Genomic DNA, 21389 nt, shown 5'->3' with positions numbered 1-21389 from the left:
TGATCAATTCAGGAAATTCAACGTGTCCGTACGCATTGCTGTTGTCGCCGACATCCACCACGGCAAACCTTCCGCGACCAAGCGCGGTGACACTGCCCTCGAGCTGATGGCCGAGTTTGCCCGTTTCGCCAACGATGCCGCCCCCGATTTCGTCGTCGATCTGGGCGATCGGATTTCCGATATGGACCGCGACACAGACCTTCAGCTGGAACGCGAAGTCGCCGACGCTTTCAAGGCCGTCGATGCTCCGGTCCACCACATCAATGGCAATCACGACCGCGATCACCTGGATGTTTCGGACAACGAGGAAATCCTCGGTCAGTCCCTCGCCAACGCGACCTTTGATGCAGGTGACTGGAGAATTGCTCTGTGGCGCGCAGACAGCAAGATCCATCGGACGCCGGAGCATTCCGGCTTCATTCTGCATGAGGCCGATCTCTTGTGGCTGTCACGCGTTGCACAGAACACGGACAAACCTCTTCTGGTGCTCAGCCACGTTCCCGTTTCCGGTCATGGCCAGATCGGTAACTACTACTTCGAACGCAATCCGTCAGCTTCGACCTACCCGATGGCAGAACGTGCCCGCGCGGCACTGGCGCAGTCCCGGCAGCCGGTGGTCTGTCTGTCCGGCCACGTTCACTGGAACACAATCACCACGGTGGACGGCATTACCCATCTGACACAGCAGTCGCTCACCGAAAGCTTCACCACCAGAGGCGAACCTGCCGGTGCCTTCGGTTTGCTTGAGCTTGGCGAAACCGTCTCCTGGCAGGTGCAGGGCCTCGACCCGATTGCCCATTCGTTCAAGCCTCATGCCGACCGCTGGACACCGCCGCTACCGGACTTCAACCAGCATCCGGAATTTGCCGCAAGACGCCGCGGAGACCTCAAATGACCAAGCCGGTACTGGACGTTCAGGACCTCAGGATTTCTTTCGGTGCTCATGAAGCCGTGAAGGGAATTTCCTTTGCCATTCATGCGCGGGAAACACTTGCGCTGGTCGGAGAGTCCGGTTCCGGCAAATCGGCCACGGCACTTTCCATCCTGAGGCTGATCGAACGAGAAGGTGGAACGATTGGCGGGGGCAGCATCCGCCTGAACGATGGTGATGGCTCCCATGACTTGCGAAGCCTGTCGGATGCGCAACTGACCGCGTTGCGCGGCAATGCCATTTCCATGGTCTTTCAGGAGCCGATGACCTCACTCAACCCGGTTCTGAAAATCGGCGACCAGGTTGGCGAGGTCTTCATCCGCCATCGGAAGTTCGACAGGCGCAAGGCCATGCAAGCCGCGGAAGAAGCCCTCGATCAGGTGCGCATTCCGGATCCGGCGCGGCGGCTGCACCAATATCCGCACGAACTTTCCGGCGGCCTGCGTCAACGGGTGATGATTGCAATGGCGCTCGCCTGCAGGCCCAAACTGCTGATCTGCGATGAACCGACTACGGCTCTGGACGTCACCACCCAAGCGGAGATCCTGACGCTCATCAGGAACCTTCAGGACGAAATCGGCATGGGCGTTCTGTTCATCACCCACGACATGGGCGTCGTTGCCGAGATTGCCGACCGGGTCGTCGTGCTTCGCAACGGCGAAAAGATGGAAGAAGCCAGCGTTCACGATCTTTTCGAAAGGCCGAAGGCTGCCTACACAAAGGCGCTGATGGCGGCAACGCCGAAACCGGGTTCTGGAACCAGCACGCAGCAGGCCGGGACCGAGACAGTGCTGGATGTTGAGCAACTGTCGACACGATTTGCCGGCAAATCCGGCCTGTTTTCCAGGAAATCCGGCGGCGTTCTGGCCGTGAACCGCGTTTCGCTGAAGGTTGCGCGTGGCGAGACGCTTGGTCTGGTTGGCGAATCCGGTTGCGGCAAGTCGACCCTGGCGCGGTCCATTCTGCACCTGATCGAACCTGAAAGCGGATCTGTCCGGCTTGACGGCAATGTTCTGAACAGCTCCTCCCGGCAGGCGCTCCGCGAGACGCGGAAAGACATGCAGATGGTGTTTCAGGACCCCTATGCGAGCCTCAATCCGCGGCTTCCGGTACATGAACTGATCACGGAGCCGGCACGGATCCACGGCCTTGTCTCGCGCAAGGACCAGAAGGAACTCGCAGCGGATCTGGTTGAAAGGGTTGGACTGGAGCGCGATGCCATCAATCGCTTCGTGCACCAATTCTCCGGCGGACAACGTCAGCGTCTGTGCATTGCGCGTGCCTTGTCGGTGGAACCGAAACTCATCATTGCGGACGAAGCGGTCTCCGCGCTGGATGTTTCCATTGCCCGGCAGATCACTGATCTGATGCTGGAACTGCAACGCACGGAAGGTCTGTCGTTCCTGTTCATCTCACACGATATCGGCGTGGTGGAGCGGGTCAGTCACCGCATTGCCGTGATGTACAAGGGCGAGATTGTCGAAACCGGTCCAACCGAACAGATTCTGAAAAACCCGCAGCACCCGTACACACGCCGCCTGTTGTCTGCCGTTCCAATCCCGATGCCGAAGCAACGCCGCAAGTCTGCGGAGGCCTTCACGGCATTTCCGCAGGAAAGCACGACACTGGCGGCGATGGCGTAACCAACTTCAGGCCAATTCGTTCCGGTGCAATCTGTTTCAGGAATATGGGTCTCTTTACTGGCCCCTCACCCGGCAACACGCTATATCCTTGCCCCGGACGGACACAGACCTGGAGCTGCCATGAGCGGATTGCTTGCCCTACTCGATGACGTTGCCGCAATCGCCAAGATTGCCGCGGCCTCCGCGGATGACGTGATCGGCCAGGCGGCCAAGGCGGGCGCGAAAGCGGCCGGAGCCGTGATCGACGACGCAGCCGTCACTCCGAAATATGTCGACGGATTTTCCCCTGCACGCGAAATTCCGATCGTCTGGCGGATCGCGAAGGGGTCAATCAAGAACAAGCTGATCTTCCTGCTTCCGGCCGGCCTTCTACTCAATGAGTTTCTGCCAGGTATCATTACACCGTTGCTGATGCTGGGTGGCGCCTACCTGTGTTTTGAGGGGGCGGAAAAGATCTATCACATCTTCAAGCCCCATCATCATGACGCCGACGAGCCGGAAGGCTTCGTTGCCGACCCGTTGCATCTGGAAGAACAGAAGGTTTCCGGCGCCATCAAGACCGACTTCATCCTGTCGGCGGAAATCATGACGATCGCCCTCGCCGAGATTCCTGAAAGCACCATCTGGATGGAAGCCGCCACGCTTGCAGTGGTCGCAATTGGCATCACCGTTCTCGTTTATGGCTCCGTTGCCTTGCTGGTAAAAGCGGACGACTTTGGCCTGATGCTGACGCGCAGAGGTCGACTGTCGCTGACCCGCGCCATCGGCCACGGCATTGTGAAAGCCATGCCCGGCTTCATGAAACTGCTGATGACAGTCGGTACCGCCGCAATGCTTTGGGTCGGTGGCTCCATCGTGCTGCACGGTATGGACGTTCTGGGCTTCGGACAGATCTACGGCATCATCCACGACATTGCCCACAACGTGGCTCATTCGGTACAGGTCGCTCAAGGATTCCTCACATGGGTGGTAACGGCAAGCCTGGACGGTCTGTTCGGCCTTGCACTCGGCATGCTGCTGATCCCGGTTACCAGCAAGGTGATCCTGCCGGTCTGGCGGCTCGTCAGAGGCAAGTCAGCCGCGAAGAGCCACTGACCTTCGAGCGGTCGGCCCGGAAAAAACAAAGGCAATCGACAGGAGACAGTCGATTGCCTTTTTCGTGAGAGAGCAAAGCGCAGGATTTTCTGTACGCCGACGAAACCGGGACATGTCAGCCCGACAGCCTGCTCCCAGTCGCTCAATATAAGTTCCTAAAACGTATTGAAGCTTGAGGGGCCTTCTGGTTGAGCAAACGTGGTGTAAGGCGCAACGGTAAGTGCCGTACCGACGAAGCCAGACTTCATGATGACATAGGCATAGGCCATGAAGGTGCGGTCATAGGGCACCGACAGGTCCTTGTCGCAGTCAACGATCCGCTACGCCCTTAAACACCCGCAAGCGCGAGAAGTTCAAATTAGCGTTTAGATCGAAATAAATTTCTACCTATGCGAATTCGAGCATTGCGATTGACCGGGCATGGTTGGCTCTGCAGATCAGGCTTCGGCGTTTCCGGGCAACAGCATCTCGAGTTCTTCGCCCGACAGGAACATTGCAAAGAGATCTGCCGCCTTGTTCGCATCAAGAGGCATGGTCTCGATCCGTTTCGGCAGATCAGCGCGCTGCGTGTCGTTCAAAACATATCCGCGCAGCTTCACAATGCCCGCAAGGTAGTCCGGATCTATTTCCGGATGCGGCTGGCATGTCAGGATCCGGCCAGGCAGATGAAGCCCGGCAATCGGGCAACCTGAACTGCTTGCAACAACTTCAAGCCCCTTGGGCGCCATTGTGACCTGGTCCTGATGCCAGGCATTGAGCACCAGTTTTTCGTGACCGAAACCGCGATAGGTTTCCGGTCCGGCGGTAAATCCCGTGTGCGACCTCTCCACCTGGCCACCAAGAGCCTGAGCAATGATCTGGTGACCGAAGCAAACACCGATCAGAGGGCGCTCGCTCTGGTGAATTGCGCGGATAAGATCCTCAAGCTGCGGAATCCAGTCGTGGTCTTCGTAAGCTCCGTGGCGGGACCCGGTTATCAACCAGGAATCCGCTGCTTCCGGCCCATCGGGGAACTCGCCCGCCTCCACATCATAGGTCATGAAGGAAAACCCGCGACCGGCCAGCAACTGCCGGAAGCATGCATCGTAGTCGCCCAATTCCTGTGCCAGTTCGTCGGGGGCATGCCCGGGCTGCAAGATGCCGATATGTCTGGAGTTCATCGATAGGTCTCGTCTGGTGAATCCGGCTGGCGCCGATCGCTCATGATTGACCGCTCTTTGCAGCATCCGCAAGACACGCGCCAAGTTTGCGCTTCTGCTCTCCGGATGGCTCGAAATTCTCCGCGGCCAACCAGGCTTCATAGCCTTTTTTCAGCGCCGGCCATTCCTTGTCGATCATGGAGAACCACGCTGTATCGCGATTGAGACCCTTGACGACAAGATGCTGCCGGAAGACGCCTTCCTCGCTGAAACCGAAACGCAAGGCGGCTTGTCTGGACGGAATGTTGTCGTTGTTGCACTTCCATTCAAAACGCCGATAGCCGAGTTCATCGAACACATATTTCATGAACAGATAGAGGGCTTCGGTCGCCCCGCGTTTGCGTGAGATCAGCGGTCCCCAATAGATATTGCCAATTTCGATGACACCGTTGGCCTCGTCGATCCGCATAAGCGTCTGCCGCCCGGCTACTTTGCCGGTTTCCTTGTCCACGATGACAAAAAAGAGCGGATCCTTGCTGGCTGCAGCCTTTTCCACCCACCCGCGGAAAGCGGCTTCAGATTCCGGTGGATACTCAGGAAGCCAGCGGAATTTCTGATCGCCGTCCGGCACATCGGAAGCTTCGAATAGTCCGGACGTGTGACGCACCGGATCAAGCGGTTCCAGGACAACGTAACGGCCCTCAATCGGCTTGTGCTCCGGCCGGGGACGCCCGGTCCAATGGCTAAGGTTTTCAGGCATGATCATCTCCGGAAAGGGCATGGCTTGCATGTGCCGGCAGTTTGCTACCGGCAGGCTCCCACTGTCTACCGATTCACTGGTACCGCGAGAAGATCCAGTTCCTCGAGACCAACAGAACCAGTTAGGAGGCTCTTTTCCTTTAGGCCACATCACGCCGTAAAGGAGCATTGAAGCCCATCTGCAACCAACAAAACTCGTGTTAAGCTCCACCGGTTTCTGGAGGAGGCAAACCATGACTTCGGGTGTAACGGTGCTTGTCGGAACCACCAAGGGAGCGTTCCTGCTGAACGGTGGAAGTGACCGTGGAGGCTGGAAGGTAAAGGGACCTTTCTGCGATGGCTGGCCGATCAATCACGTGATCGGCGATCCGGATAGCGGCACGATCTGGGCCGGCGGCGGCGGCGAATGGTCCGGCGCGGGCGTCTGGCGTTCTGTCGACGGCGGCGAGACATGGGAGGTTACCCGACTGACCAAAGGGACGCTCGACGACTGGGCAGCCAATGACCCCGAGACAGCCAAGTTTTTGAATTGGACACCTCAGGACCTGCCTTTTGCGGACGACTTCTCGCAAATCTGGTCGCTCGGGTATGCCCACGGCACGCTCTACGCCGGCACCAAGCCCGCAAGGTTTCTTGCCAGCCGGGATGCCGGCAAGAGCTTCGCGCATCTGGAAGGGCTTGCCAATCATCCGTCCGCAGACAGCTGGAACCCGGGTGCGGCCGGCCTTGTGCTGCACACGATCGTTTCCGACCCGGACAATCCGAAAAAGCTCTGGATAGGCATTTCTGCAGCAGGGGTTTTCGCCAGCGAAGATTGCGGCATGACGTGGGAGCGACGCAACCGGCTGTCCAACGCGGCCGCCTGTGAGGGACATGATCACCATGCCTCCCCGCGCGACGGCGAGACCGGCCATTGCGTTCACAACATGATGCGTGCACCTGGCGACAATGACCTGCTTTATCAGCAGAACCACCACGGCGTCTGGCGATCCGCAGACGGCGGGCTCAACTGGGACAACATCACCGACGGCCTGCCCTCCACCTTCGGCTTCCCGATCCGCGTTCATCCGCGAGATCCTGACACCATCTGGACGCTCCCGCTTAACGGAGACACCGAAGGCCGGTTTCCCCCCGGTGCGGCGGCAGCCGTCTGGAAGTCCGATGACGGTGGCCGAACCTGGCGGGACAAGCGCGAGGGCCTTCCGCAGGAAGCCTGCTTCTTCACGGTTCTGCGTCAGGCGATGGGCGGCGACACACGAGACCCCGCCGGGCTCTACTTCGGCACAAACTCAGGCTCGGTTTTCGCCAGCCTGGATGAAGGTGAGACCTGGCAGGAAATTGCCCGCCATTTGCCGACTGTGCTGGCCGTCGAGGTTTTGGACCGAGCATAAAACCAGCTGATATCGGGAAGGCCCTGCTGCCAACTCGCTGCCACGCGTGCGTTTGCCTCGACCACATCTTCCTGGACACAAAGACCGTTCAGCACGCGCGCTGTTCGCCAGCCGTCCATTGTTCGCAAGCTCCACTGGGTGCCCCACCCTGAAGCGAATGATTGGTGACATTCCGGCACGAGCTCTGTATACAGTCAATATCCAGTCAATTTGAAAGCAATTCTTCATGACCGAATGGTGTCCGGACCTTTCCGCCAGCAGTGCTCCGCGCTATGCCGCGATCGCGGACGCCATTGAAGAAGATATTCGCGCCGGACGCCTTTCGCCTGGAGACCGGCTTCCTGCGCAGCGCCAGTTGGCAGCCCGGCTCGGGCTTGACTTCACCACCGTTGCACGCGGTTACACCGAAGCCCGCAGGCGTGGCGCTATCTCCTCCATGGTTGGCAGCGGCACATTCGTCACCGGCCCCGACAGCGTTCTGGGCGGCGGCGTTGCAACACGTGATGCCAAGCGGCTGTCACCTCCGGACTTTTCCATGAACCTGCCGCCGGAAGTCAGTGACCCTGGCCTGATTGCCCGTATGAAAGAGGGGCTCGCGGCGCTTTCGGCCGACCTCATTCCGCTGCTTCGATACCAGACAATTTCTGAAAAAGACCCGGACCGCCAGGCTGCGGCACGCTGGCTTGCCGGAGTTGGCCTCAAACCCGACCCGGAAGATATTCTGTTTGCTCCCGGTGCTCAGGCAGCTCTTGCCGGCATTCTTGCAACGCTTTGCGAGCCGGGTGACCGGATCGCATGCGAAGCCGTCACCTATCCCGGGATCCGCTCCATCTGCGGACAACTCAGACTGGAGCTTTGTGGCTTGCCGAGCGACGAAGAAGGCATTGATCCGGAGGCCTTTCGCAAAGCCTGTCTCGACGGTCGCCTGAAGGCACTCTATCTCAATCCGACCCTGCACAACCCAACCACTCGCACCCTCTCCGAGCAGCGGCGCCGCGATCTTGCCGCCACCGCGCAGCGCCACGGCGTGCCGATCCTGGAGGATGATCCCTACGGCCAGCTCAGCCGCAAGCAGGTCCCGTCGATAGCCGCTCTTGCTCCGAATATCACCTGGTACATCGGTTCTCTTTCGAAAAGCGTTGGAGCCGGTCTCCGGCTCGCCCACGTCCTTGCCCCGGACCGGAGCGCTGCATGGCAGTTCGCTCGTTCACAGCGCACGTCCAGCGTCATGATTTCCCCGCTCACGACAGCCCTCGCCACGCGCTGGATCGAAGATGGCACTGCCAGAGCCCTGCTTCGGCACATCCGAAGCGAAAGCGCGGCCCGGCAGGACCTGGCCGCCCGCTATCTGAAAAGCCAGAAGTTTGAAGCCGACCCTGACGGATTTCATATCTGGCTTGCCTTGCCTGAAGGCTGGTCTCGTCCGGCCTTTGTCAGCCAGATGAGGAACCAGGCTGTCGGCGTTGTGGAAAGCGACGCCTTCACGATTGCCGGAAAGGCGGATGAATCCGTGCGGCTCTGTCTGGGCGGACCACATGATCGCGCTCAGATCGATAGCGCGTTCAGGGTCATTTCCGAGGCATTGGCGTCAACGCCGGACAAGACCTCCACCTACTTCTGAACGAAAAGGCAAAGACTGCACACAACCCTCTGCCAATCTGCCGCAGGCGATTGGCTTGCCATGCAAGCAATTTGCTTTATCTTTGACTGCAAACATATTCATTCATTCAAATATTGACTGGATTAACGTCTCCGGCTCGAACCGGAAGACCTCTCGCAGGAAAAGGTGTTCCATGACCACTCCACAAAGCTGGCCGCAAATTCCGCCGATCCGCACCGGCATCAAGGGCCGCTGCCCGCGTTGCGGCGAAGGCTCCATCTTCGACGGCTTCCTGAAGCTGAAGCCGAAATGCGACCACTGCGGACTTGATTACAGCTTTGCCGACCCTGCGGACGGGCCCGCGTTTTTCGTGATCTGCTTCGGCTGCATTCCCGCAGTCGCCTTTGCGATCTGGCTCGAAATCGCCTTTACAGCCCCTTACTGGGTGCATTTGGTGACGACCCTGCCGCTGATCCTGGTGACCTGCATTCCTATGCTTCGACCGCTCAAGGGCTGGCTGGTCTCAAGCCAGTATTTCTACAAGGCGGAAGAAGGCAAGCTGGCCACACCGGTTTCCCAATCCTCGGAAAGCCAGGTCTGACGTTCGGAAGCCCCAAGCCGGACCGACGACCAGACTTTCCCGAGGCAGGCGGTGACATCGGACGGGCGATGCACCGCCTTTTCTTTTCTTAAATTGAGAGGCTATGGAGCAAGTGGCCCATCCTTCGAGACGGTGCTTCGCACCTCCTCAGAATGAGGATGAGTGTGTTGCTCTGCTTGCGTCTGAATGCACGTCCGCCTCATTCTGAGGAGCGAGTTCGCTCGCATCTCGAAGGATGGGCCGCAATTACCTAACAAACCGGCAGTCAGCGTCAGACGGCCCTCACCCACACGGCCGTGTCGTGAAACGCCGCGCCACCATACGGCGCCACCGGGTCGGCCCCGGTAAGCGTGTTGATGCCGCGGCCGTCCTCGAATGCATCGTTCGGCCAGATCCCTTCCGAGATCACGGTTCCGGGCGCGACGGTCGCAACATATCGCGCATGCAAAGTCACGACACCGCGCCGGTTGCCCATCTTTACCTTGGCACCGTCTTCGATGCCGAAACGCTCTGCCTCTTCCGGACGCAACCAGACCTCCGGTCGGCCTTCCTTCTTCTTCGAACTGTCGGTCTCGTTGAACGTGGAATTCAGGAAAGAGCGAGCTGGCGATGTCACCAAGCGGAACGGATGCTGCTCGTTGGCGAGTTCGATGCTGTCCCATTGATCCGGCAACTCCGGCATCGTCTGCCAGGGACCGAAAATTGTGCCATCTTCCGGCTTGTTGGGAGCAGAGGAACGACCCCAGTCAGCCTTGAAGTGGAACTTGCCGTCTGCGTGACCGAAGCCGTTGAGATAATGCGCCGTTTCGAAATCAGGCTGCAGATCGATCCACTTTCCAGCTTCCAGGTCTGCGAGCGTTCCATAGTTGGAATTGCGCAACAGCCAGTCGATATGGTCGCGTGCGCTCATATCGAATCCTGGATGAGGTTTTGAGTCAACGCGCCTGGCGATCTCGTTGATAACAAATATATTTTCCCTAGGACCTTCCGGCGGCTCAACAGCTTTGGGACCCAGCATCAAATACTGATGTCCGCCGCCTTTATAAAGGTCGTCATGTTCCAGAAACTGGGTTGCCGGCAGCACGATGTCTGCCATCTGCGCTGTCTCTGTCAGGAAATGCTCATGGACGACGGTGAAGAGGTCCTCGCGCGCGAACCCCTGCTTTATCAGGTCCTGCTCCGGTGCCACGGAAACCGGGTTGGTATTCTGAATCAGCATCGCCTTCACCGGCGGACCACCAAGTAACGCCGCTTCGTCGCCCGTGAGAATACGGCCGACAAGGCTCTGGTCGAGGGCGCGCGCAGCCGGGTCCTTCAGCGAGCCGGCTTCGATCATTTCCTTGTTGAGCTGATAGATTGCACCGTTGTTGTGGAAGGCGCCGCCACCCTCTTCCTTCCAGCAGCCGGTGACAGCGGCAATGGAACTGGCAGCATGCATGCCGACTGCGCCATTGCGCGACCGGGTGAAGCCGTAGCCGAGCCGGAAATAGGTCTTCTTGACCGAACCGATCAGCTGCGCCAGCTCCTCGATTCTTGAGACGTCCAGCCCCGTGATCGAGGCAGCCCACTCCGGTGTCTTCGTTTTCAGATGCGCTTCCAGCTCGGCCGGACAATCCGTGTAGGTTTCCAGGTAATCCCGGTCGGCGTGGCCGTCGCGGAAGAGCACATGCATGACAGCGCAGGCAAGCGCGGCATCCGTGCCGGGTTTCAGGATGATGCCGATGTCCGCCTGCTTCATCGTCTCGGTCTCATAGACGTCAACAACGATAATGCGCGCGCCGCGTTTCTTGCGGGCGGCAATGGCATGGGTCATCACGTTGACCTGGGTCGCAACCGGATTTGTGCCCCAGATGACGATCTGGTCGGAAACTGCCATTTCACGCGGATCAGGCCCTGCCAACTTGCCGGTGCCCGCGACATAGCCTGTCCAGGCCATGTTGGTGCAGAAACTGTCGAACTGACGCGAGTAGCCCTTGGTATGACGCAGCCGATGGATACTGTCCCGCTGCACCATCCCCATCGTACCGGCATAGTGATAGGGCCAGACGCTTTCGGCTCCGAATTCGGCTTCCGCAACCAGGAACTTTTCAGCGATCAGATCCAGCGCTGCATCCCAGGAGATTTCCTCGAAACGGCCTTCACCTTTCTTGCCGGTGCGCCGCAGCGGCTTCAACAGCCGGTCCGGGTGGTAAAGCCGTTCGGGATAGCGCGCGACCTTGGCGCAGATAACGCCTGCGGTATAGGCATTGTCCTTGGCACCATTCAGCCGGCGTACGTCGCCATGCGGATAAAAATGCACCTCCAGCGCGCAGGTCGACGGACAATCGTGCGGACAGGCGGAAAAAGTGCTCTTGGGCGGCTGCTGGGTCATGATGCCTTACTGAATTCCTCGAACATGAGCCCGGCAAGGTTCCCCCAGCGCGGCCACCTGTCAAGTCGGATGGCCGCTTTTACCCATTATCCGGGTGGTTCGTTTCACCCGCGTGGACCGAAATCCGCAACTGTTACGACCCCGTCGCCGTTGCGGTCGATCATTTCGATCCAGGAGGATGCGTTGTCGAGAAACTCGGCTTCAGAAACCTTGCCGTCGCCGTCGATATCATTGACTTCAAGGCGCATGCCGTTTGCCGGGTTTCTTGCACCTTTCCCCATTCCCTTGGGCTCATTCTCTGCCTGATCCTGGGCTCTTGCCTCATCGAAGAGGACATATTCCTCTGCATCCAGAAAACCATCGTCGTTGGCGTCGAAACTGGCAAAGACATTGCCGCGCCGTTCCCGCGCCTCTTCAGCGTTCACTGCACCGTCACCATTCAGATCCCAGTTTTCGATGAAATGCACCCCAGGCCCTTCTGCGGCAAAACATGAGCCCACTGTTGCCAGAATGAGGGCGGCTCCGAGCGTGATCGATTTCATGTGATTTCCTTTCTTTCCAAGTTTCGAATTTTTGAATGTTTCATTTCCAAAAAAAGTGCGTGGATGTCACGCACTTTTTCCGTTCAGCTGCCGCTGCAGGGAGACCTCCCCCCACGCCCGGCTTCCGGCCTTGCGCCGGGTGGAGGACCTCCGTTGCGCGAGCCAAAGCCTGGTCCATGGCCAGATCCAAGGCCCGGGGGCGGTGGGCGACCTCCATGCAGAAAACGTGGCGGGTGGCCGCCCTGCGCCTGAACAAGCACGACGGCAGCCTCGCTATTGTCCGACAGCGCCGCAAAATCGACCGTGGGAAGATCGCTCTCGTTCTGGATCTCGCCTCTCATGCCAGCTCGTTTCAAGCGCATGAAGCTGCTGTCGGGGTTACCCATCCAACAGCGTGGAATGAAAGGAAATGCATCCGTCAGCACATAGTGATACGTGCCCTTCGGATATTCCGGCGTAACCGCAAAACGCCCGTTGCACTGGTCAAGATCGCCGGCGCCGGCAACATAGGCCCAATCCTGTGTGAACTTGCCGTTGTAGCGCCCGCCCGGTCCGCCCGGTCCGCCCGGCCGATTGCCTTTCTTCACCCTGTAGCTGCTGTTCAGCTTCTTGAGACCCGAGTTCCGCTTGGGGTCGGAATAGCCGTAAGGGCCGTAGATGGGAAAGCCGTCCGCGGCAAATCCCAACAAGGCAGGCACTGACTTACCATCCTTGGAAGCCATGACGCCGGTCGGAATGCCATGATAATGGTAGGTGCCATCCGGTTGGACATGGGCGTTGTACCGGTCAAGACCCAGCTTGCAAGCACCGCCCAGCGCCTCGTAGTTCCATCCCGAGCGACGGTCGTTTTGCCAGAACTCCGCCGTGCCAGGGTCCATGACCACACCGTTCACCGCAATGCCAAAAACCGCCTCCTGCGCCCTGGTTGCGCTGGAGTTCTTGTGCGGCACCAGAGGGACCTTCAGATTGTAGTTCTTTTTCGAAATGGAATGCGGGTTCCCGCGGTTGGGAAATTTTCCGGGTGGTTTCACTGGATAGCCGTCGGCATGAATATGGCGATAGTTACTGTCGACTGAAATGTCTGCCGACGCTTCGGCCTTCGGCAGCAAGAGGTTCCAGATTTCCTCCATAACATGCGTCTGCTCGACGGCTTGTTCACCTTCCAGTCGCGCCATGCTGTCATGCGCGGCAGCCGGTACTGCAATCAGCACTCCGGCCAGCGCTATCGATATGCGCATCGCTCTCTCCCGATCTCTTCGCCCACGAATTGAGTATGAGGCCTTTGGAAGCAGAACGCTGTCAGACAATCGCATCAAAGTGTAACGCGATGTAACGGCTGAGAGGTGGCACAAACAGAAAAAGCCGGCCCCGACGGGACCGGCTTTTCAGTCAACTCATTGTCCGCAGGTTAGCCGACGAGTTCAACACCGGAGAACCAGAACGCGATTTCTTCAGCAGCGGTTTCAGCTGCATCGGAACCGTGTACGGAGTTTTCGCCGATGGACAGGGCATAGGACTTGCGGATCGTGCCTTCTGCAGCGTCAGCCGGGTTGGTTGCACCCATGACTTCACGGTTCTTGGCAATGGCATTTTCGCCTTCCAGAACCTGAACGACGGTCGGGCCAGAGGACATGAATTCAGTCAGTTCGCCGAAGAACGGACGTTCCTTGTGAACCGCATAGAAAGCTTCAGCTTCGCGCAGGGACATCCAAACGCGCTTGGAAGCAACGACGCGCAGGCCGGCTTCTTCAAGCTTGGCGGTGATGGCACCGGTCAGGTTGCGCTTGGTGGCGTCCGGCTTGATCATGGAAAACGTGCGTTCAATCGCCATGGTTTCATCTTTCTCGTTTCAGCAGCGGGCCGGCGGAGTGCCGGTTCCGGATTTTTAAAAATTTCGCGGCCTTAATAACGGGGTGCCGTCACGCCCGCAAGGGGGCCGGGTCATGACATTTTGATGTCGGTAACCTGTTTGTGGCTCAATATGGTGCTGGCCAACATACGAACGGCTGCCTAGTCTGCGCGCAAATGCAAAGGTCGAGCGGACGGTTTGCGGCGCTCCTCTTCGGGAATGACACCATGGTCGAACTCTTCGCCATCCTGCCGACGCTGCTTTATGCGGCCGTCGCATCGCTCTGGCTCAGCCTTGCCGCACCCTCGGTGGCGGCCAATACACATGGGACCGAAAGCCCGCAAACTTTCCCCACTTTGGCAGGGCAACTTGCCGCCCTTTCGCCCGAACAGCTGGAAGAGCTCTTCGTTTTCGTTGCGGGCAACACGCTGTTCACGCTCTACCACGAGAGCGGACATATGCTTGTCTCGGAACTGGAACTTCCCGTCCTGGCCCAGGAAGAAGATGCCGTCGACAATCTGGCCACCGTTTCCATGCTCGGCGCGGACACTGACGACATGGATCTTTATCTCACACAGGCGATGATCGGTTGGTTCCTGATTGCCGAGGAAGACTACGACGACCTGGTTTTCTACGATGAGCACGATCTGGACCAGCAACGCGGCTACAAAATGCTGTGCCTGATGGTAGGGGCCGACGAAGACGCCTTTCTGGATCTCGCCAGAGACCTGGAGTTGCCGGAGGAGCGGATTGAAAGTTGCGCCTTCGACTATGAACAGGCCTCGGCTTCGTGGGAAATCGTGACCGATCCTTATCTGAGAGACAGCGATACGCCAGGGGGCAAGATCAAGGTCGTCCACGATCCGGCAACAAGAGACCTGGAAGCCATGGCCGTTTTCCTGAAGGAAAGCGGACTGGTGGAGATGGTCGCCAAGGAATTCGACACTTTCTACGAGCTGCCGAAGACAGTCACCTTCCGCTCAACCGCCTGCGGCGAGGAAAACGCCTTCTGGGATCCGGAGACGCGGGAAGTGATCCTCTGCCATGAACTTCTCGCCGGTCTGGCCGAGATCTATCTGAGTGTTCCGGAAGAAAATGAAAAAGCTCAGAGCGAGGACTGAGCATTCTTGCGATAAGCGCCTGGCGCTTCGCCATATGCCTTCTGGAATTCCCTGTAGAAGTTCGAACGGGTCAAAAATCCGGCCCGCTCCTGTATCCGGCCGACAGGCTCATCCGTCGTAACCAGCAGTCGTTCCGCTTCCGCGAGGCGTACCAGATTGACGAACTGGCTGACATTGACGCCTTCAACTGCGTTGACGGCTCTGGATAGATCCCGATCAGGAACCCCGACCCGCCGGGCCAGCCGCGTAAGTGTGAGCGATGGATCCCGGAAGAACTCCTGGTCGATCAGAACCGTTCTAGCAGCTTCAACCAGTTCTGCCTGTCGCGCTTCGCTTGCAGCAAACTCCTTCCCAGTATTCCGGGATCGCCCGAACCGAGTGCCTAGAAATCCAATGGCGGCTCCAACTGCGATCACCAGGAAAAACAGGCTTGCACCGGAAATTGCCAGAGCTGCGTCCTCCTGTCTTTCTTGCGCAAAAAGATATGCGACGAGAGCATCGATCAGGAGCGTGGCCACCATGACCAATATGGAGAAGAGAAGCAGCTTGTGCAGCAGCCCCCCCATGTTTGTCGGCGCTTCAGCAAAGACGTCCTGCCCGTTGATCCAGATCCGCGCGAGAGCCAGCGAATAGACCGCATAGCTTATCCCGATCACCCCATCGACATATCCGGTCACCGGCACCGGCAAATACAACACTATCGTCACAATGGCCGCCGCCCCAAGGTTCCATACAATCAGTCGCCGGGCTCTTTCGACGGTAACCGTGAGGGAAATGAAGGCGAGATAAATAACCGGCGCTATCCACACGGGCAGAATCCGTTGAACCGCAAGAAACTCGAAATGCCCATAGGCAAAACGCATTCCGACCAAGGACGCCTCGACCGCCATCAGGCAAAACACCCCGGCAAACATTCCGCGTGCCTGTCCAGGCAGAGACCGCCAGGCCAGAGTCGCCAGGGCGAGCCCTCCGAACAGTGCGGCTAGCAGGAAAGACACCGGAATGCTGATCATCTTTGGTCCAACGCGCTCGACTGTGGAGACACAACAACCTGTAGGTTCTGTCCTTTGTCACGATTGAGGACAGGACATCGCCTCCGAGGCAATTGTCAACTGGTCTGGCGCAGCGCATCTCCAGGACTTCCTGCTACCCCCCTGGAGGTTCCATGTATCCGTCATCCAACCGCCTCTTTTGGCCCATCCGGCTGTGCTGGTTTGCTGCGTCACTTGCCGGTGTCTTAGGGCTCGCGTCAAGTGCGCTTGCCGAGGACACACTTCGCTACGGGCCGGGTGTCACCAAGATCACCGTCGAAGATGCGCGCAAAGACCGGCCCCTTGAAGGTGACATCTGGTATCCAACCGCAACACCAGACATTCTGCCCCGGGCAGACACGAGCAAAGTCTGGCAAATGGCGCTGGCCGATCCTGACGGCAAAGCCGCCGAAGGCAGATTTCCGCTTGTGGTCGTATCGCACGGCATGTACGGCAACACGTTGAACCAGGCTTGGCTCGGCTCCGAACTTGCCCGACGTGGCTATTACGTTGCCATGGTCAATCATCCGGGCACCAGCTCGTTCCTGCGCGATCCCGACCAGACCCGCAAGCTCTGGGACAGACCCGTCGACCTGTCTCGCCTTATCAGCTTCCTGCTCGAGGACAGCCCTTACAAGGACAGGATAGACCCGGAACGGATCTATGCGGCCGGCCATTCCCTTGGCGGCTTCACAGTCCTGCTGTTAGCTGGCGCTGAATTCGAACCTGACCGGTATGAGCGTGAGTGTTCGGGTGAGGAACTGCCGGTTGCCTGCCAGGTGCTGACCGGTTGGTCCATCGCGAAAACGGAGGCCGACCGGAGCGAGATGGCAAAATCCCGCAAGGACCCACGGCTGACCAAGGTCATCAGCCTGGATCTTGGCGGAACGCCGGTCCTTTCCCGCGACAGCCTGAGCGCCATAGACATCCCGGTTCTCGTTCTGGGTTCGCAGCGTGCCGACATGCTGAACCAAGAGATTGAGTCGCGCGCGCTGGCCACTGCTCTGCCGGCCGACAAGGTCCACCATGTGGAAATGGCTGATGCCGGACATTTCGACTTCATGGGTGTGTGCAAGCCGAAAGGGTTTGCCATCCTGGAAGAATATGAACCGGGCGACGAAATCGTATGCATCAAAGGCGGCAAGGAACGCGAAGAGCAGCATCAACGTATCCTGACGGAAATTCTTGCCTTCCTGGAACCTTGAGACAGGGCGCGGTGGGCTCAAAAGTGCAGCATTGCCACAGCCCGCCGCCCGAACGAGGTTTTGCTCCGGTTTCCACTTGCATCCTTTGGGGCGCTCCGCCAAACATCCGCCTCATGTTGCAGATTACGGACCTTACATATCGGATCGGAGACCGCCTCCTGATCGACAGAGCCAGCGTTACGCTTCCCGGCAAGGCCAAGACAGGTCTTGTCGGTCGAAACGGTGCGGGCAAATCAACGCTGTTCAAGATCATCACCGGGGATCTTTCCACCGAGACAGGCTCAGTGCAGATCCCGAAGCGCGCGCGCATCGGTCAGGTCGCACAGGAAGCCCCGGGGACGGAAGAAACCCTGATGGAAGTGGTGCTGGCCGCGGACAAGGAACGCAGCCAGCTGCTGGCAGAAGCCGAAACACAGACAGACCCGGCCCGGATTGCCGAAATCCACACCCGGCTCGCCGACATCGGCGCCCACACGGCTGAAGCCAGGGCAGGCTCGATCCTGTCCGGCCTTGGCTTTGATGCCGCCGCGCAGCAAAGGCCGTGTTCGTCGTTTTCGGGCGGATGGCGCATGCGCGTTGCCCTGGCTGCGGTTCTTTTTTCCGAACCCGACCTTCTTCTACTCGACGAGCCGACGAACTATCTCGATCTTGAAGGCACGATGTGGCTGGAAAACTATGTTGCCCGCTACCCGCATCAGGTGCTTCTGATCTCCCACGACAGAGACCTTCTGAACAAGGCTGTCGACAGTATCGTCCATCTCGACCGGGGCAAGATGACCTACTACTCCGGTGGCTATGACAGTTTCGACAGGCAACGTCGCGAAGCGATGATCCTTGCCGAAAAGGCAAAGGAAAAGCAGGACGCCCAGCGCAAGCACATGCAAGCGTTTGTCGACCGGTTCCGCTACAAGGCCAGCAAGGCCCGGCAGGCGCAGTCACGCCTGAAAATGCTTGAAAAGATGCAGCCGATTGCCGCCCTCACGGATGAGAGCAGCAAGCCGATCCATTTCCCCGATCCGGACAGCCAGCTGGCGCCGCCCATCCTGAAACTCGAGGGTGTGACAACGGGCTATGGCGATACCAGGATCCTGTCGCGTCTGACGCTGAATATCGACACCGACGACCGGATTGCGCTGCTGGGCGCCAACGGCAACGGCAAGTCGACATTCGCCAAGCTGATTTCCGGACGCCTTGGCGCCATGGATGGTGAGATCACCAAGGCGTCGAAGCTGAAAATCGCCTTCTTCGCGCAGCACCAGCTTGACGAGCTCAAGCCCGCTGAAAGCGCCGTTGCGCATGTTCGTGCCCTCATGCTGGATGCCCCGGAGGCAAAGGTTCGGGCTCGTGTCGCACGCATGGGGCTTCCGACCGACCGGATGGACACGCCCGCGAAAGACCTGTCTGGTGGTGAAAAAGCCCGCCTTCTCCTGGGGCTGGCGACATTTGACGGTCCGCATCTGCTGATCCTCGATGAACCGACCAACCACCTCGACATCGACAGCCGCGAAGCGCTCGTGATGGCGCTGAACGACTTTCAGGGAGCCGTCGTTCTGATCAGCCACGACAGGCATCTCGTCGAGGCTTGCGCCGACCGGCTTTGGCTGGTGGCAGACGGCAAGGTGGAGCCCTATGACGGCGATATGGAAGACTATCGCCGACTGATCCTGCAAGGTCCCGAGGCGGTTCAGAAAGCCCGTGACAAGGCCGCCGCGGAAGCTGACAAGGCAAATGCGCAAGAAAAACGCCGCGATGCTGCCGTCAAACGCGAACTTCTGAAACCGCTCAGACAGAAGATCGATGCCGCTGAAAAGGAAATGAAGCGCCTGCAGGAAAAGATCATCAAGCTGGACGAAGCCCTTGCCGATCCGGAATTCTTCACGAGGGAACCCGAACGGGCTGCGAAATTCGCCAAGGAACGGGCCTTCTGCGAGAAGAAGCTGATCAAAACCGAAGAGGAATGGCTGGAACTTTCCGCCGAATTCGAGGAGGCTTCCTGATGGCCAAGATCACGACACTCGGCTTCGACGCAGACGATACGCTCTGGCACAACGAACGGGTGTTCAGGCTGACGGAAGAACGGTTCGCTTCATTGCTCGGCGACTACACCGACAAGGATCACCTGGCCGAGCGGCTGCTGGCTGCGGAAAAACGCAATGTCCTGCACTATGGCTACGGCGTTAAGGGCTTTACCCTTTCCATGATCGAGACAGCTATCGAGGTCACCGACAGGCAGGTGCCTGCCGATGTCATCGCCGAAATCCTGGAAGCCGGGCGCGAGATGATGTCCCATCCCGTCGAGCCTCTCCCTTACGTCGAAGAAACGCTGAAAAAGGTGAAGGCGTCTTTCAAGCTGGTCCTGATCACCAAGGGGGACCTGTTCGACCAGGAGCGCAAGGTGACGGCCTCCGGCCTCGATGTCTATTTCGACGCAATCGAGATTGTCTCTGAAAAGACCGACGAGACATACCGCTCACTGTTTTCGCGTCACGGCAGCGGCCCGGGTGAAGCGCTCATGATCGGCAATTCACTGAAATCGGACATCCTGCCGGCACTGGACGCAGGAGCATACGGTGCTCACGTGCCCTATGACCTGACCTGGGCACTGGAAGAGGCGGACGAGCCACGTGGCCATGACCGGTTTTACCGATTGGACCACATTGGCAAGGTTCCGCAGCTGCTCGCTCGCCTGAGTTGAATAGCGGTGTTACGGCCGAAAAATTCCTGTCGGAAGTGAAACCAACTAAAGTCTGACGGGTTGTCGTAAGTGAACATTCAGACACTGCGGGCACGTTTGCGGAGTTACCGCGGGCGTTTTCGCAAAGCTCGATTTTTCGCACGCTTCAGACCAGGATGCGTAATGTCTCTCTCCAGAACCGTCACCTTATTTCTCGGCGCAACCGCGCTCGTCGTTGCCCCTTCCCTGTCGCCGGATGTGCCTTCACTTTCCTTCCAAGTGGACAAGGCGTTCGCCAAGAATGGCAACGGAAACGGCAATGGTGGTGGCGGCGGCGGGAATTCCGGCGGCAATGGTGGCGGCAACAAGGGCAATTCCGGCAACAAGGGCAATAGCGGCAACTCCAACCGCGGCGGGAACTCCGCTTCCGACGGCAATGGCAACAAGGGCCTTGGGATCTTCAACCGCGGCAATGGTTCCAAGCAGGCCAAGTCGAACAACGGCAACGGAAATGGAAAAGGCCTTGGTGGCTTTCTGAATTCCGTATTCGGAACCGAAAATTCAAGGAACTCCGGCAAGCGTCAGACCGCCTCCAGAGGCAACAGCGGCACCGCGAGCCACCGGCTTCCAAAGGCTGAACGCGCGACACTGGCAAGCATTGCCGTGACCCCGCAGGCAAGCCCTGCAGGCAAACCGAAGAACTTCAATGCAAAGCTTGGTCGGTTGAATTCCCTCAATCGCAATTACCACGCCTATATCAATTCCAACGACCCGCATCTGGCGGCCATCCAGGCCTACATAAATGACAGCCTTGCCTTCGAGCGGCTTTCCGCAGATCTGCAAGGCCTCGAACAGGACCTCCTGACCGCGCGCACGACGCTGTTCGACGGGTTGCTTCAGGACGTGGACAGCTATGACGGCTTTGCCTATGAAGGTCTGACCTCGCAACAGCTCGAAGACCGGCTTGCCGAACTTGAAAGCCTTGATACGGCTGAATTGTCAGATGACGAGCTGACCGCCCTTGTAACCGAAAGACTGGCGCTTGAAACTGCTCTTCAGAGCGACGCCTATTCGGATTTCAAAACGGCTGAAACCAACTACGAAACGGAAAAGACCGGCCTGGATGGGCTGGCCGCTGATGTTTCTGACGAAGCGCTGGAAGAAGCACTTCTGGCGATGGCAAACGAGAATCGCGTTCGGGAATATGGCGACGACTACGTCGACGAGGAAATGCTCGACTGGGCCAAGCAGGTTCTGGGGGTTGGCGATTACGACGGCAAGATCGATGAGATCCGCGAAGCAACCGAAACCCCGGACGACGGCACGGACCCGATTGACCCCGAAGAAACCGCTGGCAACGACGATGGAACGGACGGTTCGGACGCCGATCCGGATGAACTGCGCCTGATCTCGACGTCCAACTAGCATCAATCCGGC

At 58.7% G+C, this 21389-nt stretch carries 19 protein-coding genes; 11 read left to right on the top strand and 8 right to left on the bottom strand.

Annotation, left to right across the window (positions count from 1 at the left end):
• Window positions 1-22: 22 nt before the first annotated feature.
• The 3 genes from ACYQ6M_RS11545 to ACYQ6M_RS11535 all read left to right on the top strand — a co-directional run bounded on the left by ACYQ6M_RS11545 (window position 23) and on the right by ACYQ6M_RS11535 (window position 3669).
• Window positions 23-895: a metallophosphoesterase family protein gene (locus ACYQ6M_RS11545; protein WP_460073886.1), complete on the top strand. Its 873-nt coding sequence runs from the start codon at window positions 23-25 to the stop codon at window positions 893-895.
• On the top strand, window positions 892-2574 hold the full coding sequence (locus tag ACYQ6M_RS11540; protein ID WP_460073884.1) for an ABC transporter ATP-binding protein: 1683 nt from the start codon (window positions 892-894) through the stop codon (window positions 2572-2574). The genes ACYQ6M_RS11545 and ACYQ6M_RS11540 overlap by 4 nt, the downstream gene beginning before the upstream one ends.
• 120 nt (window positions 2575-2694) lie before the next feature.
• Entirely contained in the window at window positions 2695-3669 is a 975-nt protein-coding gene (locus tag ACYQ6M_RS11535; protein ID WP_460073881.1) for a DUF808 domain-containing protein, read from the top strand.
• A 155-nt stretch (window positions 3670-3824) separates the two neighbouring features.
• Here ACYQ6M_RS11535 and ACYQ6M_RS11530 read toward each other — a convergent pair whose 3' ends face one another.
• The 3 genes from ACYQ6M_RS11530 to ACYQ6M_RS11520 form a co-directional block, all read right to left on the bottom strand.
• The gene (locus ACYQ6M_RS11530) at window positions 3825-3986 is read right to left on the bottom strand and encodes a histidine decarboxylase, pyruvoyl type (RefSeq protein ID WP_460074627.1); all 162 of its coding nucleotides are present in this window, start codon (window positions 3984-3986) and stop codon (window positions 3825-3827) included.
• Between the two features lie 120 nt (window positions 3987-4106).
• Window positions 4107-4829 carry a type 1 glutamine amidotransferase gene (locus ACYQ6M_RS11525; RefSeq protein ID WP_460073878.1) on the bottom strand — a complete coding sequence of 241 codons (723 nt, stop codon included), beginning with the start codon at window positions 4827-4829 and terminating at the stop codon, window positions 4107-4109.
• 40 nt (window positions 4830-4869) lie between these two features.
• Window positions 4870-5568: a GNAT family N-acetyltransferase gene (locus ACYQ6M_RS11520; RefSeq protein WP_460073875.1), complete on the bottom strand. Its 699-nt coding sequence runs from the start codon at window positions 5566-5568 to the stop codon at window positions 4870-4872.
• A gap of 232 nt (window positions 5569-5800) precedes the next feature.
• Here ACYQ6M_RS11520 and ACYQ6M_RS11515 point away from each other — a divergent pair, with 232 nt between their 5' ends.
• The 3 genes from ACYQ6M_RS11515 (at window position 5801) to ACYQ6M_RS11505 (ending at window position 9159) form a co-directional block, all read left to right on the top strand.
• A complete protein-coding gene (locus tag ACYQ6M_RS11515) occupies window positions 5801-6958 on the top strand; it encodes a WD40/YVTN/BNR-like repeat-containing protein (RefSeq protein WP_460073872.1) in 1158 nt (385 codons plus the stop codon).
• A 226-nt stretch (window positions 6959-7184) separates the two neighbouring features.
• A complete protein-coding gene (locus ACYQ6M_RS11510) occupies window positions 7185-8579 on the top strand; it encodes an aminotransferase-like domain-containing protein (RefSeq protein ID WP_460073869.1) in 1395 nt (464 codons plus the stop codon).
• Window positions 8580-8751: 172 nt separating this feature from the next.
• Complete coding sequence (locus ACYQ6M_RS11505) at window positions 8752-9159, top strand: DUF983 domain-containing protein (RefSeq protein ID WP_023003992.1); 408 nt, start codon at window positions 8752-8754, stop codon at window positions 9157-9159.
• Window positions 9160-9430: 271 nt separating this feature from the next.
• Here the strand turns inward: ACYQ6M_RS11505 and ACYQ6M_RS11500 are convergent, their stop codons facing one another.
• From ACYQ6M_RS11500 to ndk, 4 genes are all read right to left on the bottom strand, one after another.
• Complete coding sequence (locus ACYQ6M_RS11500; RefSeq protein ID WP_460073866.1) at window positions 9431-11530, bottom strand: molybdopterin-containing oxidoreductase family protein; 2100 nt, start codon at window positions 11528-11530, stop codon at window positions 9431-9433.
• A 104-nt stretch (window positions 11531-11634) separates the two neighbouring features.
• Entirely contained in the window at window positions 11635-12072 is a 438-nt protein-coding gene (locus tag ACYQ6M_RS11495; protein ID WP_460073864.1) for an EF-hand domain-containing protein, read from the bottom strand.
• 83 nt (window positions 12073-12155) lie between these two features.
• Window positions 12156-13310, bottom strand: a complete 1155-nt coding sequence (locus ACYQ6M_RS11490) for a YHYH protein (protein ID WP_460073863.1) — start codon at window positions 13308-13310, stop codon at window positions 12156-12158.
• Window positions 13311-13480: 170 nt separating this feature from the next.
• A complete protein-coding gene (gene ndk / locus ACYQ6M_RS11485; RefSeq protein WP_031270733.1) occupies window positions 13481-13903 on the bottom strand; it encodes a nucleoside-diphosphate kinase in 423 nt (140 codons plus the stop codon).
• Between the two features lie 245 nt (window positions 13904-14148).
• Here ndk and ACYQ6M_RS11480 point away from each other — a divergent pair, with 245 nt between their 5' ends.
• Window positions 14149-15042 carry a DUF4344 domain-containing metallopeptidase gene (locus ACYQ6M_RS11480; protein ID WP_460073861.1) on the top strand — a complete coding sequence of 298 codons (894 nt, stop codon included), beginning with the start codon at window positions 14149-14151 and terminating at the stop codon, window positions 15040-15042.
• Here ACYQ6M_RS11480 and ACYQ6M_RS11475 read toward each other — a convergent pair.
• Entirely contained in the window at window positions 15027-16055 is a 1029-nt protein-coding gene (locus ACYQ6M_RS11475; RefSeq protein WP_460073859.1) for a helix-turn-helix transcriptional regulator, read from the bottom strand. The two genes, ACYQ6M_RS11480 and ACYQ6M_RS11475, sit on opposite strands and share 16 nt — an antisense overlap.
• A gap of 152 nt (window positions 16056-16207) precedes the next feature.
• On the opposite strand from ACYQ6M_RS11475, the gene ACYQ6M_RS11470 reads away from it, so the two are divergent.
• The 4 genes from ACYQ6M_RS11470 to ACYQ6M_RS11455 all read left to right on the top strand — a co-directional run bounded on the left by ACYQ6M_RS11470 (window position 16208) and on the right by ACYQ6M_RS11455 (window position 21377).
• The gene (locus ACYQ6M_RS11470; protein WP_055653653.1) at window positions 16208-17278 is read left to right on the top strand and encodes an alpha/beta hydrolase family protein; all 1071 of its coding nucleotides are present in this window, start codon (window positions 16208-16210) and stop codon (window positions 17276-17278) included.
• A 113-nt stretch (window positions 17279-17391) separates the two neighbouring features.
• A complete protein-coding gene (locus ACYQ6M_RS11465) occupies window positions 17392-19275 on the top strand; it encodes an ABC-F family ATP-binding cassette domain-containing protein (RefSeq protein ID WP_055653651.1) in 1884 nt (627 codons plus the stop codon).
• Window positions 19275-19973 (top strand): HAD family hydrolase, encoded by a 699-nt coding sequence (locus ACYQ6M_RS11460; RefSeq protein WP_023003983.1) that lies wholly within the window; start codon window positions 19275-19277, stop codon window positions 19971-19973. Before ACYQ6M_RS11465 ends, ACYQ6M_RS11460 begins: the two co-directional genes overlap by 1 nt.
• 162 nt (window positions 19974-20135) lie before the next feature.
• Window positions 20136-21377, top strand: a complete 1242-nt coding sequence (locus ACYQ6M_RS11455; RefSeq protein ID WP_460073856.1) for a hypothetical protein — start codon at window positions 20136-20138, stop codon at window positions 21375-21377.
• Window positions 21378-21389 lie beyond the last annotated feature (12 nt).

The organism is Roseibium sp. ROS1, assembly GCF_054658215.1.
Note: the sequence above shows the minus strand (reverse complement) of the source record. Positions and strands in the feature narration are given on the sequence as shown.

Excerpts from the sequence above, each read along its gene's own strand:
- ACYQ6M_RS11540 (WP_460073884.1), top strand. The coding sequence starts at position 892 with ATGACCAAGCCGGTACTGGACGTTCAGGACCTCAGGATTTCTTTCGGT.
- ACYQ6M_RS11535 (WP_460073881.1), top strand. The coding sequence starts at position 2,695 with ATGAGCGGATTGCTTGCCCTACTCGATGACGTTGCCGCAATCGCCAAG.
- ACYQ6M_RS11525 (WP_460073878.1), bottom strand. The coding sequence starts at position 4,829 with ATGAACTCCAGACATATCGGCATCTTGCAGCCCGGGCATGCCCCCGAC.
- ACYQ6M_RS11520 (WP_460073875.1), bottom strand. The coding sequence starts at position 5,568 with ATGCCTGAAAACCTTAGCCATTGGACCGGGCGTCCCCGGCCGGAGCAC.
- ACYQ6M_RS11515 (WP_460073872.1), top strand. The coding sequence starts at position 5,801 with ATGACTTCGGGTGTAACGGTGCTTGTCGGAACCACCAAGGGAGCGTTC.
- ACYQ6M_RS11510 (WP_460073869.1), top strand. The coding sequence starts at position 7,185 with ATGACCGAATGGTGTCCGGACCTTTCCGCCAGCAGTGCTCCGCGCTAT.
- ACYQ6M_RS11505 (WP_023003992.1), top strand. The coding sequence starts at position 8,752 with ATGACCACTCCACAAAGCTGGCCGCAAATTCCGCCGATCCGCACCGGC.
- ACYQ6M_RS11500 (WP_460073866.1), bottom strand. The coding sequence starts at position 11,530 with ATGACCCAGCAGCCGCCCAAGAGCACTTTTTCCGCCTGTCCGCACGAT.
- ACYQ6M_RS11495 (WP_460073864.1), bottom strand. The coding sequence starts at position 12,072 with ATGAAATCGATCACGCTCGGAGCCGCCCTCATTCTGGCAACAGTGGGC.
- ACYQ6M_RS11490 (WP_460073863.1), bottom strand. The coding sequence starts at position 13,310 with ATGCGCATATCGATAGCGCTGGCCGGAGTGCTGATTGCAGTACCGGCT.
- ndk (WP_031270733.1), bottom strand. The coding sequence starts at position 13,903 with ATGGCGATTGAACGCACGTTTTCCATGATCAAGCCGGACGCCACCAAG.
- ACYQ6M_RS11480 (WP_460073861.1), top strand. The coding sequence starts at position 14,149 with ATGGTCGAACTCTTCGCCATCCTGCCGACGCTGCTTTATGCGGCCGTC.
- ACYQ6M_RS11475 (WP_460073859.1), bottom strand. The coding sequence starts at position 16,055 with ATGATCAGCATTCCGGTGTCTTTCCTGCTAGCCGCACTGTTCGGAGGG.
- ACYQ6M_RS11470 (WP_055653653.1), top strand. The coding sequence starts at position 16,208 with ATGTATCCGTCATCCAACCGCCTCTTTTGGCCCATCCGGCTGTGCTGG.
- ACYQ6M_RS11465 (WP_055653651.1), top strand. The coding sequence starts at position 17,392 with ATGTTGCAGATTACGGACCTTACATATCGGATCGGAGACCGCCTCCTG.
- ACYQ6M_RS11460 (WP_023003983.1), top strand. The coding sequence starts at position 19,275 with ATGGCCAAGATCACGACACTCGGCTTCGACGCAGACGATACGCTCTGG.
- ACYQ6M_RS11455 (WP_460073856.1), top strand. The coding sequence starts at position 20,136 with ATGTCTCTCTCCAGAACCGTCACCTTATTTCTCGGCGCAACCGCGCTC.